Source organism: Streptomyces sp. NPDC031474 (assembly GCF_055581185.1).
Genome location: NZ_JBVIJX010000020.1, coordinates 20226 through 34419, shown reverse-complemented (window position 1 = coordinate 34419; position 14194 = coordinate 20226). Strand labels below are relative to the sequence as shown.

Below are 14194 nucleotides of genomic sequence, written 5' to 3'. Positions count from 1 at the left end.
GGAAACGAAAAATCCCCTCGCACAGGAGGGGACGCCGCGCCGATTCCGAACCGTCCGTTCACCGGCGGTCGGGACTGATCAGCGCGGCTCGCTAAGCAGAAGGCGTACAGCACGCATGGCGCTAGGGTACCGCAGGCCTTGAGCACGCCGCGACGCGCTTACGTATGCATGGTCGCGGCAACGTTGCTGCTACCGGAAACGGCGGGTCGGGACTGAACCAAGGTCAAAGGTTACTTCGCGTAACAGCTACTAAGGGACATCACAACAGCCACATCGTCGTTTCATAACAACGCAATAACTCAAACCTCGTACCCATCGGTATGGAGCCACTTAGAGTTCGGCAGCGGGACCGCTTTCCCGAAACTGCGCGGAGTTGCCCCCATGAACCCTCGTTCTAGTAACAGCTCGCTCCCCAAGGCCGGCCGGTCGGCCTATGGGTTGGCGACCGCTGTCGTCCTGGTCCTCATACCCGTGGTCGTCCTGGTCGGCGGCGACCAGCTGCAGGCATTCCTCAACTTCGGTGCGGGCGTCCTGTCACTGGTCTGCCTCACCTGTTCGGTCATCTGGGGCCTCGTCGCCCAGGACCGGTTGATCCTCAACACACGTCAGCGGATCCTTGCCCAAGGCATCCACCGGGTGACCGCCGTCGGCTCGATCGCGTTCCTGCTGGTGCACATCACCATCAAGCTGGCACTGGAGCACACCGTCCTGATCGCCGCGCTGATCCCCTTCAGCCTCGGCATCAAGGGCAGCGCAGGACTCATCGGCCTCGGCTCCCTGGCCGCCCTCCTCATGATCTTCGTGGGCGTCACCGGCGCGCTGCGCAACCAGTTCGCCGCGCCGGCCGAGGTCGCCGCCCGCTGGCGCGCGATGCACATGCTGGCCTACCCGGCCCTGTGCGCGGCCCTGATCCACGGCTTGTACGCCGGACGTGCCGCGAAGCCGTTCTTCATGGTGTCGTACGAGCTGTGCCTGGCCGGCGTCATGGCCGCCCTCGCCCTGCGCGCCGCCCCGCGCCCGTTCAAGCGCAAGGTCGCCGACCGGCTCACCGCACTGCTGGGGGGCTCCCAGGAGCGCTCCATGGACGGCCTCGAGGCGTCACGCGCGCGCGTGACGGAGACCGGGTCGTCCGCGCTGCCCGGCTACGAGGGCCGCCCGGGCCGCCCGGGCCGCTCGCCGCTGACCGACACGACGGGCTCGACCCGGATGAGCCCGCAGGCGTCGCCGCTGTACGGCACGCCGCCCGCCCCGGAGCCCGCCAACGGCTTCGCGGCCGCCTACCGCGCGGTCAACACGCCTCCGCGCGGTCAGCAGCAGCCCTTCCCGGCCGACCAGACGGCGCGCATGAACATGCCGTTCGACGTGCAGGCCACCGAGGCCATCCCGCGCGTCGACAACGGCGGCAGCACCTCGGGCAGCTGGCCGATCCCGTCCCCGCCACCGGTCGGCGAGGCGCCCCCGTCGGTCTACGACCCGCTCCAGGACACCGGATTCAATATCCCGGTCTATGACAATTCGGGCACCGGTGGACGTGACGTGTACGACACCAGTGAGACGAACCCCCCTTACGGGACGTACAACCAGAACGACACGTACAACAGCGGTCCCGCCAATGAACCATCGCCCGGCGCGTCGTTCGACGCACCGGGTTCGGGCGAACCTTGGAACACGCCTTCCGGAGGCTATAGGTGAACGAGGCCCTGCCCGACGTCCCAGAAGTCCGCGTGGTCGGCCTTCCGCAGCTCACGTCGGGCTTCGACCTTGTCGAGAGACTCGACCTGCCCATGCACCTGAAGGTGCACGGGCCGCTCGAACCCCTGGGCGGAGAGGCGCTCGCGAAGCTCTCCGAGAACATCAACCTGAAGGGCCGCGGCGGCGCGGGCTTCCCCTTCCACAAGAAGCTGCGCTCGGTCGCCGAGGCGGCCATCAAGCGCGGCGTACGGCCGGTCGTCGTCGTCAACGGCAGTGAGGACGAACCGGCCTGCCGCAAGGACACGGTGCTCATCAACCGTGCCCCGCACCTCATCCTGGACGGCGCGCTGCTGGTCGCGGAGGCGTTGGGTGCCCGCACGCTCGTGGTGGGGGTCACCCGCGAATCCACCCAGCGGTCCATGGAGGCCGCGCTCGCCGAACGCGGTCTCAGCAACGGCCGTAGATCGGCGCTGAAGGCGTTCGTCCAGCGCAACCCGATCCGCATGGTCACCGGCGCCGCCGCGTCGCTGATCCGCTCGATCGACGGCGGCCCGCCGATCCCGCCCGGCCGCAAGGTCAGCGCCTCGCAGAACGGCGTCGGCGGCGCACCCACCCTGCTGTCCAACGCCGAGACGTTCGCCCAGCTGGCCATCGCCGCCCGCATCGGCCCGGAGCGCTACGGCAACACCGGCCTGTACGACGAGCCGGGCACCGTCATGCTGACGGTCTCCGGCGCGGTCGCCCGCCCGATGGTGATCGAGGTCCCCACCGGCGTGCCGCTGCGTTACGTCCTTCAGCTGGCCGGCGCTCCGCCGGTGCCCCAGGGCGTGCTGACCGGCGGTTACCACGGCAAGTGGATCGACGCGGCGACGGTCAACGAGGCGATCGTCTCCCGCAATTCCCTGGACGCGGTGGGCGGGGCGCTCGGCGCCGGCGCCATCCTGCCGATCAGCCAGGAGACCTGCCCGCTGGGCGAGTCGCTGCGGGTGGCGCAGTGGCTGGCCGACGAGAGCGCCGGTCAGTGCGGTCCCTGCTACCTCGGTCTGCCGGCCGCCGCGCGCGGCATGGAGGACATCCTCAACGGCGGCGGCCCGGCCGCCCTGGAGGCGCTCAAGCAGGTCGCCAAGAACGTCAAGCGGCGCGGTGCGTGCTCGCACCCGGACGGCTCCGCGATGTTCCTGGAGTCGACCATCAAGGCGTTCACGGACGACCTGGCCGCGCACGTCCTCGGCAATGGCTGCGGACGGCCCGTGGAGGGCGTTCTGCCGCTCTTCGAGGCGGGCATGGCCCCGGCGGGCATCACGAGCGGCAGCGCGCCGGAGGAGAGCGGCTCCAGCCGTCAGAAGATCTTCGTCGACTGGACGCTGTGCCGCGGGCACGGCCTGTGCGCCGACATCCTCCCGGAGGTCTTCCAGCTCGGCGCCGACGGATTCCCGACGGTGGCGCAGGCGAAGGTGCCGCAGTACGCCGAAGCCAAGGCTCTACGCGCGGTGCGCCGCTGCCCGGCACTGGCCCTGCGCATCGAGGAGGACACGCGCGCGCAGGCGCCCTCCCGCAACCTCCCGGTCCTCTCCCAGGGCCGCGGCCGTCGCGCCCTGGGCCGCTGAGCACGTAACGACGCGAGGGGCCGCCTGAATGCAGGCGGCCCCTCGCGCTTCCTCCGGCCGGCTCTGACGGAATGTCCGGAACGCAAAAAGATCCCGCCGGGTCGAATCCGATCCGGCGGGATCTGCTGTGGAGCTAAGGAGAATTGAACTCCTGACCTCCTGCATGCCATGCAGGCGCTCTACCAACTGAGCTATAGCCCCTCGCGGTCATGCGGTGAAACCGCATCTTGACCGTGCCGCCCGGTTTCCCCGGCGGCGACGCCAACTTTACCGGTCCGGGGGCGGACCACCAAATCGTTTCCGCCCTGTCCGCTTTCGCCCGAAATAAGAGGTGGAGCGGGGTGCGGGGTCAAGCGGTGACGAAGGAATAGAACCGCTTGAGCGTGCAGTGCTCCTCGAGAAGCCGGCCGTAGATCGGCTCGCCCTCCAGCTCTCGGTACGTCTCGATCGGGTCGCCTTTTATGATCAGCGCCCGCGCGCATTCCTCGCACCAGTACTGGTAGTCGGGGTTGACCGGCTCCATGTCACGGACGATCGGGGTGCCGCTCCCGCACCAGTCGCACTTTCGCCTGTGTGCACCCATCGATCAGCTCCAGCTGTGGCCGCAGGCCGTGCACACGTAGGAAATCCCGCCGTTGTCACCGAGAACCTGGGCCACATGGGCGGAACCGCAGGAGGGGCAGCTGAGCCGGGTGGCCTTGTCCCGTGTCACCACCGCTTCGGAGAGGTGACCGACCTCTCCGAAGATGCTCGCAGGCATCGCTACTCCCTCCCGTCGGGCCGCGCCCCCTTCCGGCCGTTTGATTCTGCCACGGCCGGGCCAATACGGTCAGCGACGCCTCAGTACCAGTCCGGACACGGCACCGAGGACGGCTGTCGTAGCGAGCGCGAACATGCATGTGAGAAGCGCTTCCGAAGAGGTATACGCCTCCGGTGCCCCAAGTGACTCAAGCCGGTTGAAGAACAGTGTGCCGAAGACCGCACCGCCGATCAGCCGCCCGAGCCGGGTGACCCTGGCGAGTAGCCCGCCGGCGTGAGTGTGAACCCCGCCGGGATCAGGGCCCGTTGCCAGAAGGCCAGGAGCACGGGACCGGGCCGGTCCGGGCCGCGCGCCCCTTTTCGCAACCCTGCGCCCCCCGTTTCTCCTTCCGCTCCCCCGCCACGCGGCAGGACGCGCCCGCAGACGGCCGACAGGACGAGGCCCGCCGGCCCGCTCGCGCGGCCCTGCTGTGGAAGGAGGCAACAAAAAATCCCGCCCCCTGAGGGACGGGATCTTCGTGAATCGATCTCGATCCACCAGCCGATCTGTGGAGCTAAGGAGAATTGAACTCCTGACCTCCTGCATGCCATGCAGGCGCTCTACCAACTGAGCTATAGCCCCTTCTGTCCTCCCCGCTCCGCGGGGCGAACAAGAAGAACTTTAGCCTGCGACCTGCCGGAAAGTGAAATCCGGGTCCCGGCCGCCCCGCGGCGGTCAGTCGTCGTCGCCGAGCACCGGCTCGGGCAGGGTGCCGGCGTTGTGCTCGAGCAGACGCCAGCCGCGGGCGCCCTCGCCGAGGACGGACCAACAGCAGTTGGAGAGACCGCCGAGGCTCTCCCAGCTGTGCGCCTCCAGGCCGAGGAGACGGCCGATGGTGGTGCGGATGGTGCCACCGTGGCTGACGACGACGAGTGTGCCGTCCTCGGGCAGCTTCTCGGCGTGCCTCAGCACGACGGGGGCGGCGCGGTCGGCGACCTCGGTCTCCAGCTCGCCACCGCCGCGGCGGACCGCCTCACCGCGCTTCCACGCGGTGTACTCCGCGCCGTGGCGGGTGATGATCTCGTCGTGCGTCAGCCCCTGCCACACGCCCGCGTACGTCTCGCGCAGGGCCTCGTCGTGGGTCACCTCCAGGCCGGTGAGCGCGGCGAGCTCGGCGGCCGTGTCGGCGGCTCGCGACAGGTCCGAGGCGACGATGGCGTGGGGCTGGAGAGAGGCGAGCAGCCGGGCGGCACGGCGGGCCTGTGTGACGCCGGTCTCGGTCAGCGCGACGTCCGTCGTGCCCTGGAACCGGCGCTCCACGTTCCAGGCGGTCTGGCCGTGCCGCCAGAGGATGACGCGGCGGCCACGACCCGGCCCCCGGTCGGCGGCTCCGGCGGGGCCACTCACCGAAGCTCCCCGAATCCGGCGGCCTCGTCCTCCTCGGCCTGCAGCTTGGCGTGCTCCTGGGCCTTGCCTCGGGTCGCCTTGGCGTCGGCGGGCAGCTCCAGCTCGGGGCAGTCCTTCCACAGCCGCTCGAGGGCGTAGAAGACACGCTCCTCGCTGTGCTGGACGTGGACGACGATGTCGACGTAGTCGAGGAGGATCCAGCGGGCGTCTCGGTCGCCCTCACGGCGTACCGGCTTGGCGCCGAGCTCCTTCTGCAGGCGCTCCTCGATCTCGTCGACGATCGACTTGACCTGGCGGTCGTTGGGAGCGGAGGCCAGCAGGAAGGCGTCCGTGATCGACAGCACGTCGCTGACGTCGTAGGCGATGATGTCGTGCGCGAGCTTGTCGGCGGCCGCCTGTGCGGCGGCGGTGATGAGCTCGATGGAGCGGTCGGTGGCGGTCACTACGTGGCTTTCCGTCGGCGGACACTTGTGCTCAAGGGTCTCACGGACCGCCGACGGCACCCCACGCGATTTAAGCGATCACCCGGACGCCGAGGGCTTGTAGTCCTCACCCAGGACGACCGCCACGTCCGCGTTCCCGGGGACGGTGCCCTTCTTCACGGCGCCGTCGTCCAGGCCCAGGGTCTTGGCGACCTCGGTGGCGTTCTCCTTGTCGGCGGCGTCCGCGTAGAGCACCTGGGAGGTGGCCTTCGTGTTCGACGAGGTGCCGGCCTCCAGGAAGGTGAAGCCGCCGTTGAGGAGCACCACGCGCGCGTTCTCGGTGTTGGCCTTGGCGCCGCTGGCGTTCTGGACGGAGACGCTGACGGCCGCGTCCTTGTCGGGGCTCTTCGCGGTGCCGCCGAGGACGTTCTTGACGACGCTCGCGCTCGCGTCGGCGCTGAGTGTGCCGTCGGTCCGGACGGGCAGCAGGGTGGTCTTGTAGTCGCCGCCCTTGGCGAGCTCGGCGAGTTTGGCGAGGAAGGCGCCGAGATCCTTGTCGGTCAGCGAGGGGTCGAGGATCTGCGCCAGGGTCTGGACGGTGACGGTGGCGCCCTGCGCGTCGGAGGACATCTTGCGCAGCACGCCCTGCATGACCTGGCCGAACCGCTCCAGCTGGGCGTTCTGGGCCTCGCCGGTGGCGCGGTAGGTGGCGTAGGCGACGGCCATCTTGCCGCTGAGGGTCTGGTCCTCCCCCTTGGTGACGAGCGGGGCCTCGCCCTTCTTGGCGCCGGGGGCGGGCACGGCCGTGTCGGTGTCGACCTCGATGTTGCCGACGAGGTCGACGAGGTTCTGCAGGTAGGGGGTGTCCAGGCGCCAGGTGCCCTGGATCTGGGTGCCGAGGACGGTGTCCAGGGCGTCGCGTGTGCCGGCCGAGCCGTCGCCGTCGACGGACTTGGCGAGGGTCGTGGTGCTGCCGTCCTCGTCCGTGAGGACGAGGGAGTTGGGCAGCAGGACCGTGGTGGCCTGCTTGGTGGTGGTGTTGTCGACGAGCAGCGCCGTGGCGGTGCCGCCCCCGGCGGTGTTGTGCAGGTGGACCACGATCACGTCGCGTTTCTGGGCGGCGGTGGCGGTCGTGGTGCCGGTGCCGGAGTCCGCGGACGACGACAGACCGGGCAGCTTTCCGGCGTACCAGAGGTAGCCCACCCCGCCGGCCGCGAACACCGCCAGGACCACGACGAGGGCGACCAGACGGCCGCGGGCGCGGCGTTTGGCCTCCTCGCGGCGCTCGGTGCGGTTCTCGGTGAAGTTCAGCCAGTCGATGACGTCCTCGGAGTCACCGTCAGGTTCCTCCACGAAGGCGAACTGCTCGGTGTGGTAGTCCCGTTGGGCCGCCGCGTCGTCGGACCCGGCTTCGTTCCCGGTGCCGTTGCCGTTCCCGGTGCCGTTGCCGTTCCCGGTCCTGGTCTCGTTCTCGACCGGACCGGCCTGCTGCGGGATGTAGGCGGTCTGCTCGGCGACGCGGGGCTGTTCGACCCGTGGCTGCTGACCGCTGGTGGCGGTCTGCCCGTAGGGGTCGTACGGGGTCTGGGTCGCGGTGCCGTAGGGGTCGTAACCGACGGGTGCCTGGCGACCGGTGTCGTACGCGGGGGTGGGTGGCTGCTGACCGGTGTCGTACGGGTCGTAGACGGGCGTCTGCTGCCCGCCCGTGGCGTACGGGTCGTAGCCGTACCCCTGCCGGCCCTGACCCTGGCCCTGGCCCTGGGGCTGGCCCTGGGGCTGGCCCTGCTGCCCGTACGGGTCGTAGGCCTGCTGAGGCGCCTGCTGGGGCGGGACCTGTCGGTAGACGGGCTGCCCGTACTCGTCGTAGCCGACGAGTTCGTAGGGGTCGCCGCCGTACCCCGCGTCGTATCGGTCGTTCACCGGCACCCCTCTCGGCTCACTCGCCGCGGTACAGCTCGCGCTTGTCGATGTAGCGCACAACACCGTCCGGCACCAGGTACCAGACGGGGTCGCCCTTGGCGACTCTCGCACGGCAGTCTGTGGAGGAGATGGCGAGCGCGGGCACCTCGACGAGCGAGACGCCCCCCTCCGGGAGGCCGGGGTCGGACAGGACATGTCCCGGCCGGGTGACCCCGACGAAGTGCGCGAGGGAGAACAGCTCCTCGCTGTCCCGCCAGGTCAGGATCTGACCGAGGGCGTCCGCACCGGTGATGAAGAAGAGGTCGGTGTCGGGGTTGAGGGCCCGCAGGTCGCGCAGGGTGTCCACGGTGTAGGTGGGGCCGCCGCGGTCGATGTCGATGCGGCTGACCGAGAACTGCGGGTTCTCGGCGGTCGCGATGACCGTCATCAGGTAGCGGTCCTCGGCCGGGGAGACACTGCGGTGGGTCTTCTGCCATGGCTGGCCGGTCGGGACGAACACGACCTCGTCCAGGTGGAACTGCGCGGCGACCTCACTGGCCGCCACGAGGTGTCCGTGGTGAATCGGATCGAACGTCCCGCCCATGACGCCGAGGCGGCGCTTGCCCGGGTTCGACGGGCCGGTAGGCATGTCCTGCTCTCCCATGCGTGCAGACCCTACCGGCCCGGTCCCGGCGCCCCGGCCGGCGGATGCCCGGAGCGCCCCGCTATGCCGGACTGCCCGTCGGTGAACATGTGGCGTCTCAGCGGTCGCGGTTGAAGCGGGTCGTGATCCACAGCAGGAGCAGCAGGATGACGAAAGCGCTGCCGCCGGTGATGTACGGGCTGAGGCTCTCGTGGTTGCCGCCGTGCTCCTCGCCCTCGGCGGCGAGGGTGACCAACTGGGCAGCGGCGCTGTGAAGGCTCATCTTCGGCAGGACCTATCCGGTGAGGGTGGGATAAAGATGTCGGCCCATCGTAAGCGGGCGGCTCGGCGGCGATCACGCCGACTCCGCCTTTGGGAACCTTCCCGACGGCTCAGTCGTCCTTCCGCTTGTATCCCCGCAGCAGGAACCACGCGGTGAGCACACAGCCCAGGATCATCACGACCAGTACGACGCGGAGCAGATTCCCCGCCCCCTGCTGCTGGGCGGCGCCGGCGGCTTCGGTGAGCCAGGCGGCTGCGGGTCGGTGCTCCATGGCGTGGGACTCCTTCGGTGTAGTGCCCGTCCAAGGTAACTCCGCCTAGGCTGGGCCCAGCTTCGGGGGCGCAAAGGACCGCACAAGGGTCCGTAAAGGGTCAGGTAAAGGCCACACAGACGCACATGGGGGAAGACATGTCCGACGACGGCCACGACAACGACGGCACGGGCCACGAGAACGTGCCGAGCAGGCAGCGCAGGCGCTTCCCCGGAATCTCCTCGCGTGCGTACGAGCACCCCGCCGACCGCTCCGCGCTGGTGGCGCTGCGCAAGCTGAGCGGCTTCGACACGGTGTTCAAGGCGCTCAGCGGACTGCTGCCCGAGCGAAGCCTCAGGCTGCTGTTCCTGTCCGACTCCGTGCGGGTCTCCGACCAGCAGTTCACGCACCTCAACGACATGCTGCGGGACGCCTGTTACATCCTGGACCTGGAGAAGGTCCCGCCGATGTACGTCAACCAGGACCCGCAGCCCAACGCGATGTGCATCGGTCTGGACGAGCCGATCATCGTGGTCACCACCGGGCTCGTCGAACTGCTCGACGAGGAGGAGATGCGGGCGGTCATCGGCCACGAGGTGGGCCACGCCCTGTCGGGTCACGCCGTGTACCGGACGATCCTGCTGTTCCTGACGAACCTGGCGATCCGGGTCGCCTGGATCCCGCTGGGCAACCTCGCGATCATGGCGATCGTGACGGCGCTGCGCGAGTGGTTCCGCAAGTCGGAGCTGTCCGCGGACCGCGCTGGTCTCCTCGTCGGCCAGGATCTGAAGGCGTCGATGCGCGGCCTGATGAAGATCGCCGGCGGCAACCACCTGCACGAGATGAACGTGGACGCGTTCCTGCAGCAGGCCGAGGAGTACGAGGCGGGCGGCGACCTGCGCGACTCCGTGCTGAAGATCCTCAACGTGCTTCCCCGCACCCACCCCTTCACCACCGTGCGTGCGGCCGAGCTGAAGAAGTGGGCCGAGTCCCGCGACCACCAGCGGATCATGGACGGCCACTACACGCGGCGCAGCGAGGACAAGGACACCTCGGTCACGGACTCCTTCCGCGAGTCAGCCTCCCACTACGCGACCAGCGTCAAGAGCTCCAAGGACCCGCTGATGAAGCTGGTCAGCGACATCGCGGGCGGGGCGGGCGACCTCGGCGGCCGGGTGCGGCGCGGCTTCGGCGGCTTCACGGGCCCCACCCCGTCGGACGACCAGCCGCCGCGCAACGGCTCGGACGGCCCGACGGACACCCCTCCTCGTGACGGGGAGTGACCGCCCTCACGACGAGAACCGTCGGCCCTCGTGACTGACGGGAACCGGCGGCTCGGGCGACGGGAACCCGCGCTTCACGTCCTCGGCTGGGCGCTCGGCGCCAGGGCGCCGCACAGGGGCGTCGCGCCACCGGTTGCGTAGGGGTCCGTGCCGGCCGGTCCGCCCGCCTTCGCGGTCTGGCCGGCCAGCAGGGGGCGCAGGTGGTTGGTGGAGTCCTCGGCGCAGGACAGGGGGCCGGCCTGGACGTAGGACACGATCAGCTGGACCTGGTGGGTGCGCAGGTCCTCGCGGTCGAAGCGGAAGTGCAGCTCGCGGCGGACGGTGAACAGGGAGGCCGGGGCCGTGGCGGCGGCGCCGGTGGGCCGTAGCGCGTATACGAAGGTGTGGTCGGCGGTGACCTCGAGGGTCGCGGAGTCGGTCTCGGCGGCCTGCAGTGTGCCCTGGACTCGGATGTTGCTGTCGGCCAGCTGGGCCTGCGCGGGGTCGAAGCGGACCAGCCAGCCGGTCGGCGCGTGCCTGCCGTCGGCGGCCGGGTGGCTGAAGCTCTCGTCGAACTGGTCGAGCTGGTCGGCGTCGATCAGGGCGCGCACGGGCCGCACCTGCTGCCCGGTGAGCACCTCCGGGAAGAGCGAGGAGTGCACGATGTAGTCCTTGGCCGTGAACAGCGCGGTGACGACCTGGCTGTCGGAGAAGTGCGCGGTGCTCCGCGACGGGGGCAGCGAAATGCCCTCGGCGCCGATGCGGAACTGCGCGGCGGGGCTACGCGCGAACAGGGACTCGGGGTCGGCCGCCCCGGGCACGACGCCCTGCGGGGAGAGCGGGATGACGGTCATCCGCAGGGGCTCGACCGGCCCGCGCGCCATCGCACTCTGGTAGGGGCTGCGTACGCCCATGTAGACGGCGGTACCGAAGGCCACGGCGATCAGCAGGACGAGCATCAGCGCCTGCCGGGACAGCCCGCGCCGCAGGGGCGGGCGGCGGCGGACGGCGGGCGCGTGGTCTGCTATGCGCTCCTGGGCGGAGTATTCCTGAAGGCGGGCAGCACGGACGAACGATTCGTCGAAGACGACGGATCGGTACTCGTCCTCGCCACCTCCCGGAGTGCCCTCGGGTGTCCCCTCCGGTGGGTCTCCAAGCCCGGCCATACTTTCAGAGTAGGTCGCGCGGACCCCAGGTAAACGCCCTGCTGTACGACAACTTCTGACAGGTTCTCACCAGCTTCGGCCCCGCACCCACCGCCCTCGCACGCCCCTGCGTCGCACATGTGTTCAGGGCGTGCGCGGGACCGCCGAGACGGGTGGCTGAGAGTAGCTGGCGGAGGCCGACGGTGGAGGCACGCTGCCCTGTTCGAGACCGGTCGTGGCGGGCGGCGGCACCGGGTCGCGGTTGCCCGAGGACGCGCCCCGGTAGACCGCGGCGAAGGCCAGCGCGACCATGCCGACGCCCATGACAACGGCCAGCATCCAGGCCACGGGGCGGTGCCAGCGGACCTGCCTGCCGTAGGTCCCGGGAGCGCCGTAGCGGCCTTCGAGGAGGTCGGCGTCGTCCAGGTCGTCGAGATCCGGATCATGGCCGAAAACGCCGGGTCCGTAGGCGTCGTCGTAGCGGTCGCCTCGGGCGCGGGCTCTGCGGGCCTCGGCCTCGGAGGCCTCGGCTCTCGCCTGCGCGGCGGCCAGGAGGCGTTCGACGGCGGTCGGCTCGTGCACCACGGCCGCCTGTACGAAGGCCTCGTCGAAGACCACGGAGGCGAACTCTTCGTCCGACGCTCCGCGGTCGTGGTCGTCGTCGGGCTCCCAGCCGTCAGGGAACGGCATGCCCCCCACGTCCTCCGGCACGGATCCAGAGTAGACCTGGGGGGTCAATTTGGGCAGACGGTATGGAAATTCATCCGCCGGATGAGACGCCTGTCACGGCGCCCGTCCGGCCCGGCGAACGCGTCAGCGCCGTACGTGCCCGTCGCCCGTGACGATGTACTTGGTGCTGGTCAGCTCCGGCAGGCCCATCGGGCCGCGGGCGTGCAGTTTCTGGGTGGAGATGCCGATCTCCGCGCCGAAGCCGAACTGGCCGCCGTCGGTGAAGCGGGTCGAGGCGTTCACGGCGACCGTGGTGGAGTCGACCAGCTGGGTGAACCGGCGGGCCGCCTGCTGCGACGTGGTGACGATGGCCTCGGTGTGACCGGAGGTCCACAGCCGGATGTGCTCGACGGCCCGGTCGAGGGAGTCGACGACGGCGGCGGCGATGTCGTAGGAGAGGTACTCGGTCTCCCAGTCCTCGGGCGTGGCCTCGACCACGGTCGCCTTGGAGTCCTTGGCGTAGGCCAGCACGCGCTCGTCGGCGTGCACGGTCACACCCGCCTCCGCGAGGGCGTCGAGGGCGCGGGGCAGGAAGACGGGGGCGATGTCCTGGTGGACCAAGAGGGTCTCGGCGGCGTTGCACACACTCGGCCGCTGCGCCTTGGAGTTGATCAGGATGTCGATCGCCATGTCGAGGTCGGCGTGGGCGTCGACGTAGACGTGGCAGTTGCCGGTGCCGGTCTCGATGACCGGGACGGTGGACTCCGTGACGACGGTCTGGATGAGCGAGGCGCCGCCGCGCGGGATGAGGACGTCGACCAGACCGCGGGAGCGCATCAGCTCGCGCACGCTGTCGCGGCCCTCGCCGGGCACCAGCTGGACGGCGTCGGCGGGCAGCCCGGCGCCGCCGACGGCGTCACGGATCACCCGGACGAGAGCGGTGTTCGATTCGAAGGCGGAGGACGAGCCGCGCAGCAGGACGGCGTTGCCGGACTTCAGGCAGAGGGCGGCGGCGTCCACGGTGACGTTCGGGCGGGCCTCGTAGATGATGCCGACGACGCCGAGCGGGACCCGGACCTGGCGCAGGTCGATGCCGTTGGGGAGGGTGGAGCCGCGGACGACCTCACCGACGGGGTCGGGCAGCGCCACGACGTCCCGCACGTCGGAGGCGATGGCCCGCACCCGCTCCGGGGTGAGGGTCAGCCGGTCGATGATCGACTCGCTGGTCCCGGCCTCGCGGGCCTTGGCGATGTCCTCGGCGTTGGCCTCGACGATCTCGCTCGTGCGGACCTCCAGCGCGTCCGCGATGGCGAGCAGCGCGTCGTCCTTGGCGGCCCGGGGCAGCGGCGCGAGGTCGGCGGCGGCCGCCTTGGCGCGGTAGGCGGCGCGGGTGACCGGGGACATGGAGTCGTACGGCGAAAGCGTGGTCATACGGGAAGGGTAGTGCGCCACGCGGACCCGTCCACCCTTCGTTCCACCCCGCGAGACATCCCTGAGGCGAACTTTGGGGCACCCCCGAGGCGGGCCTGGCCACCCTGAGGCGTCCCCCGAGCGCGCCGCGCCGCGACACACTCGCGAACGGTGTCAATAAACGGTGTCAATAGGGGTGAACCCCGACAGGGGTCGCCGGCGCCGGGCCGTAGCCTTCCGCGATGCGCTGGTGGTAGGTCTGGCGGTCGATGACCTCCAGGCCGACGATCTCCCAGGGCGGCAGCCCCGCCGTCTGGCGGTGCTCCCCCCACAGGCGCAGGGCGACGGCGGCCGCGTCATGCAGGTCGCGGGCCTCCTCCCAGTACCGGATCTCGGCGTGATCGCCCGCATATCTGCTGGTCAGGAGGAAGGGGTGGTCGTGGGCGAGCTGTTCGAGGGCGCGCCGGACCTCCTTCACCGGGGCTTCCTCGCCGGACACGCTGAGGGTGACGTGCCACAGCCGGGCGACGTCCATGGGCTGCTCGCCCTTCGCCTCGGCGGCCTCCTGGGCCCGGTACCGCTCACCGGCCGCCACACTGGTCAGGGCGCGCTCCTCGCCGGGCGCCCGCGACGACGAACCCGCCGCGCGTGACGACGCCGGCCCGGCCGTACGCGAGGACGACGCCGAGGACGCCGACGACACGGACGACGTCGATCCGGTTTCGCCGGTACTCCCACGGGTCGCTGCCACCCCAGGGCGCACTCG

General features: G+C 70.3%; 15 protein-coding genes and 2 tRNA genes. 3 read left to right on the top strand and 14 right to left on the bottom strand.

The window, feature by feature from the left end:
• The first annotated feature begins 381 nt into the window (after positions 1-381).
• Together ACZ5SK_RS36200 and ACZ5SK_RS36195 are read left to right on the top strand one after the other, a co-directional pair.
• On the top strand, positions 382-1692 hold the full coding sequence (locus ACZ5SK_RS36200; protein WP_334579914.1) for a ferric reductase-like transmembrane domain-containing protein: 1311 nt from the start codon (positions 382-384) through the stop codon (positions 1690-1692).
• Positions 1689-3299 carry an NADH-quinone oxidoreductase subunit NuoF family protein gene (locus ACZ5SK_RS36195; protein ID WP_079662328.1) on the top strand — a complete coding sequence of 537 codons (1611 nt, stop codon included), beginning with the start codon at positions 1689-1691 and terminating at the stop codon, positions 3297-3299. The genes ACZ5SK_RS36200 and ACZ5SK_RS36195 overlap by 4 nt, the downstream gene beginning before the upstream one ends.
• A 128-nt stretch (positions 3300-3427) precedes the next feature.
• On the opposite strand, the gene ACZ5SK_RS36190 is transcribed toward ACZ5SK_RS36195, so the two are convergent.
• The 10 genes from ACZ5SK_RS36190 to ACZ5SK_RS36145 form a co-directional block, all read right to left on the bottom strand.
• A tRNA-Ala gene (locus tag ACZ5SK_RS36190) sits at positions 3428-3500 on the bottom strand.
• A gap of 148 nt (positions 3501-3648) precedes the next feature.
• Entirely contained in the window at positions 3649-3882 is a 234-nt protein-coding gene (locus tag ACZ5SK_RS36185) for a hypothetical protein (protein WP_003976229.1), read from the bottom strand.
• Between the two features lie 3 nt (positions 3883-3885).
• Positions 3886-4059, bottom strand: a complete 174-nt coding sequence (locus ACZ5SK_RS36180; RefSeq protein ID WP_107472648.1) for a hypothetical protein — start codon at positions 4057-4059, stop codon at positions 3886-3888.
• A 548-nt stretch (positions 4060-4607) separates the two neighbouring features.
• Positions 4608-4680 (bottom strand) — tRNA-Ala (locus ACZ5SK_RS36175).
• Between the two features lie 93 nt (positions 4681-4773).
• Positions 4774-5445 (bottom strand): histidine phosphatase family protein, encoded by a 672-nt coding sequence (locus ACZ5SK_RS36170; RefSeq protein ID WP_334579913.1) that lies wholly within the window; start codon positions 5443-5445, stop codon positions 4774-4776.
• Positions 5442-5888, bottom strand: coding sequence for a ribosome silencing factor (gene rsfS / locus ACZ5SK_RS36165; protein ID WP_319336687.1), 447 nt, complete (start codon positions 5886-5888; stop codon positions 5442-5444). Before rsfS ends, ACZ5SK_RS36170 begins: the two co-directional genes overlap by 4 nt.
• A gap of 78 nt (positions 5889-5966) precedes the next feature.
• Positions 5967-7787 carry an LCP family protein gene (locus tag ACZ5SK_RS36160; RefSeq protein WP_468577020.1) on the bottom strand — a complete coding sequence of 607 codons (1821 nt, stop codon included), beginning with the start codon at positions 7785-7787 and terminating at the stop codon, positions 5967-5969.
• A gap of 16 nt (positions 7788-7803) precedes the next feature.
• Positions 7804-8430, bottom strand: coding sequence for a nicotinate-nucleotide adenylyltransferase (gene nadD / locus ACZ5SK_RS36155; protein WP_334579911.1), 627 nt, complete (start codon positions 8428-8430; stop codon positions 7804-7806).
• A 97-nt stretch (positions 8431-8527) separates the two neighbouring features.
• Positions 8528-8692: a hypothetical protein gene (locus ACZ5SK_RS36150; protein WP_334579910.1), complete on the bottom strand. Its 165-nt coding sequence runs from the start codon at positions 8690-8692 to the stop codon at positions 8528-8530.
• 109 nt (positions 8693-8801) lie between these two features.
• The gene (locus ACZ5SK_RS36145) at positions 8802-8963 is read right to left on the bottom strand and encodes a hypothetical protein (RefSeq protein WP_230195748.1); all 162 of its coding nucleotides are present in this window, start codon (positions 8961-8963) and stop codon (positions 8802-8804) included.
• 137 nt (positions 8964-9100) lie between these two features.
• Between ACZ5SK_RS36145 and ACZ5SK_RS36140 the strand changes: the two genes are divergently transcribed.
• On the top strand, positions 9101-10225 hold the full coding sequence (locus ACZ5SK_RS36140) for a M48 family metallopeptidase (protein ID WP_319337277.1): 1125 nt from the start codon (positions 9101-9103) through the stop codon (positions 10223-10225).
• A 74-nt stretch (positions 10226-10299) separates the two neighbouring features.
• On the opposite strand, the gene ACZ5SK_RS36135 is transcribed toward ACZ5SK_RS36140, so the two are convergent.
• From ACZ5SK_RS36135 to ACZ5SK_RS36120, 4 genes are all read right to left on the bottom strand, one after another.
• Entirely contained in the window at positions 10300-11370 is a 1071-nt protein-coding gene (locus ACZ5SK_RS36135; protein WP_457494354.1) for an SCO2583 family membrane protein, read from the bottom strand.
• A gap of 123 nt (positions 11371-11493) precedes the next feature.
• The gene (locus ACZ5SK_RS36130; RefSeq protein WP_334579907.1) at positions 11494-12060 is read right to left on the bottom strand and encodes an SCO2584 family spore wall biosynthesis protein; all 567 of its coding nucleotides are present in this window, start codon (positions 12058-12060) and stop codon (positions 11494-11496) included.
• A 102-nt stretch (positions 12061-12162) separates the two neighbouring features.
• Positions 12163-13449 carry a glutamate-5-semialdehyde dehydrogenase gene (locus ACZ5SK_RS36125; RefSeq protein ID WP_319672220.1) on the bottom strand — a complete coding sequence of 429 codons (1287 nt, stop codon included), beginning with the start codon at positions 13447-13449 and terminating at the stop codon, positions 12163-12165.
• A gap of 166 nt (positions 13450-13615) precedes the next feature.
• Complete coding sequence (locus ACZ5SK_RS36120; RefSeq protein ID WP_468415844.1) at positions 13616-14131, bottom strand: hypothetical protein; 516 nt, start codon at positions 14129-14131, stop codon at positions 13616-13618.
• Positions 14132-14194: the final 63 nt, after the last annotated feature.

Coding starts and splice junctions, on each gene's coding strand:
- ACZ5SK_RS36200 (WP_334579914.1), top strand. CDS start 382: ATGAACCCTCGTTCTAGTAACAGCTCGCTCCCCAAGGCCGGCCGGTCG.
- ACZ5SK_RS36180 (WP_107472648.1), bottom strand. CDS start 4,059: ATGCCTGCGAGCATCTTCGGAGAGGTCGGTCACCTCTCCGAAGCGGTG.
- ACZ5SK_RS36150 (WP_334579910.1), bottom strand. CDS start 8,692: ATGAGCCTTCACAGCGCCGCTGCCCAGTTGGTCACCCTCGCCGCCGAG.
- ACZ5SK_RS36145 (WP_230195748.1), bottom strand. CDS start 8,963: ATGGAGCACCGACCCGCAGCCGCCTGGCTCACCGAAGCCGCCGGCGCC.
- ACZ5SK_RS36185 (WP_003976229.1), bottom strand. CDS start 3,882: ATGGGTGCACACAGGCGAAAGTGCGACTGGTGCGGGAGCGGCACCCCG.
- ACZ5SK_RS36125 (WP_319672220.1), bottom strand. CDS start 13,449: ATGACCACGCTTTCGCCGTACGACTCCATGTCCCCGGTCACCCGCGCC.
- ACZ5SK_RS36140 (WP_319337277.1), top strand. CDS start 9,101: ATGTCCGACGACGGCCACGACAACGACGGCACGGGCCACGAGAACGTG.
- nadD (WP_334579911.1), bottom strand. CDS start 8,430: ATGGGAGAGCAGGACATGCCTACCGGCCCGTCGAACCCGGGCAAGCGC.
- ACZ5SK_RS36135 (WP_457494354.1), bottom strand. CDS start 11,370: ATGGCCGGGCTTGGAGACCCACCGGAGGGGACACCCGAGGGCACTCCG.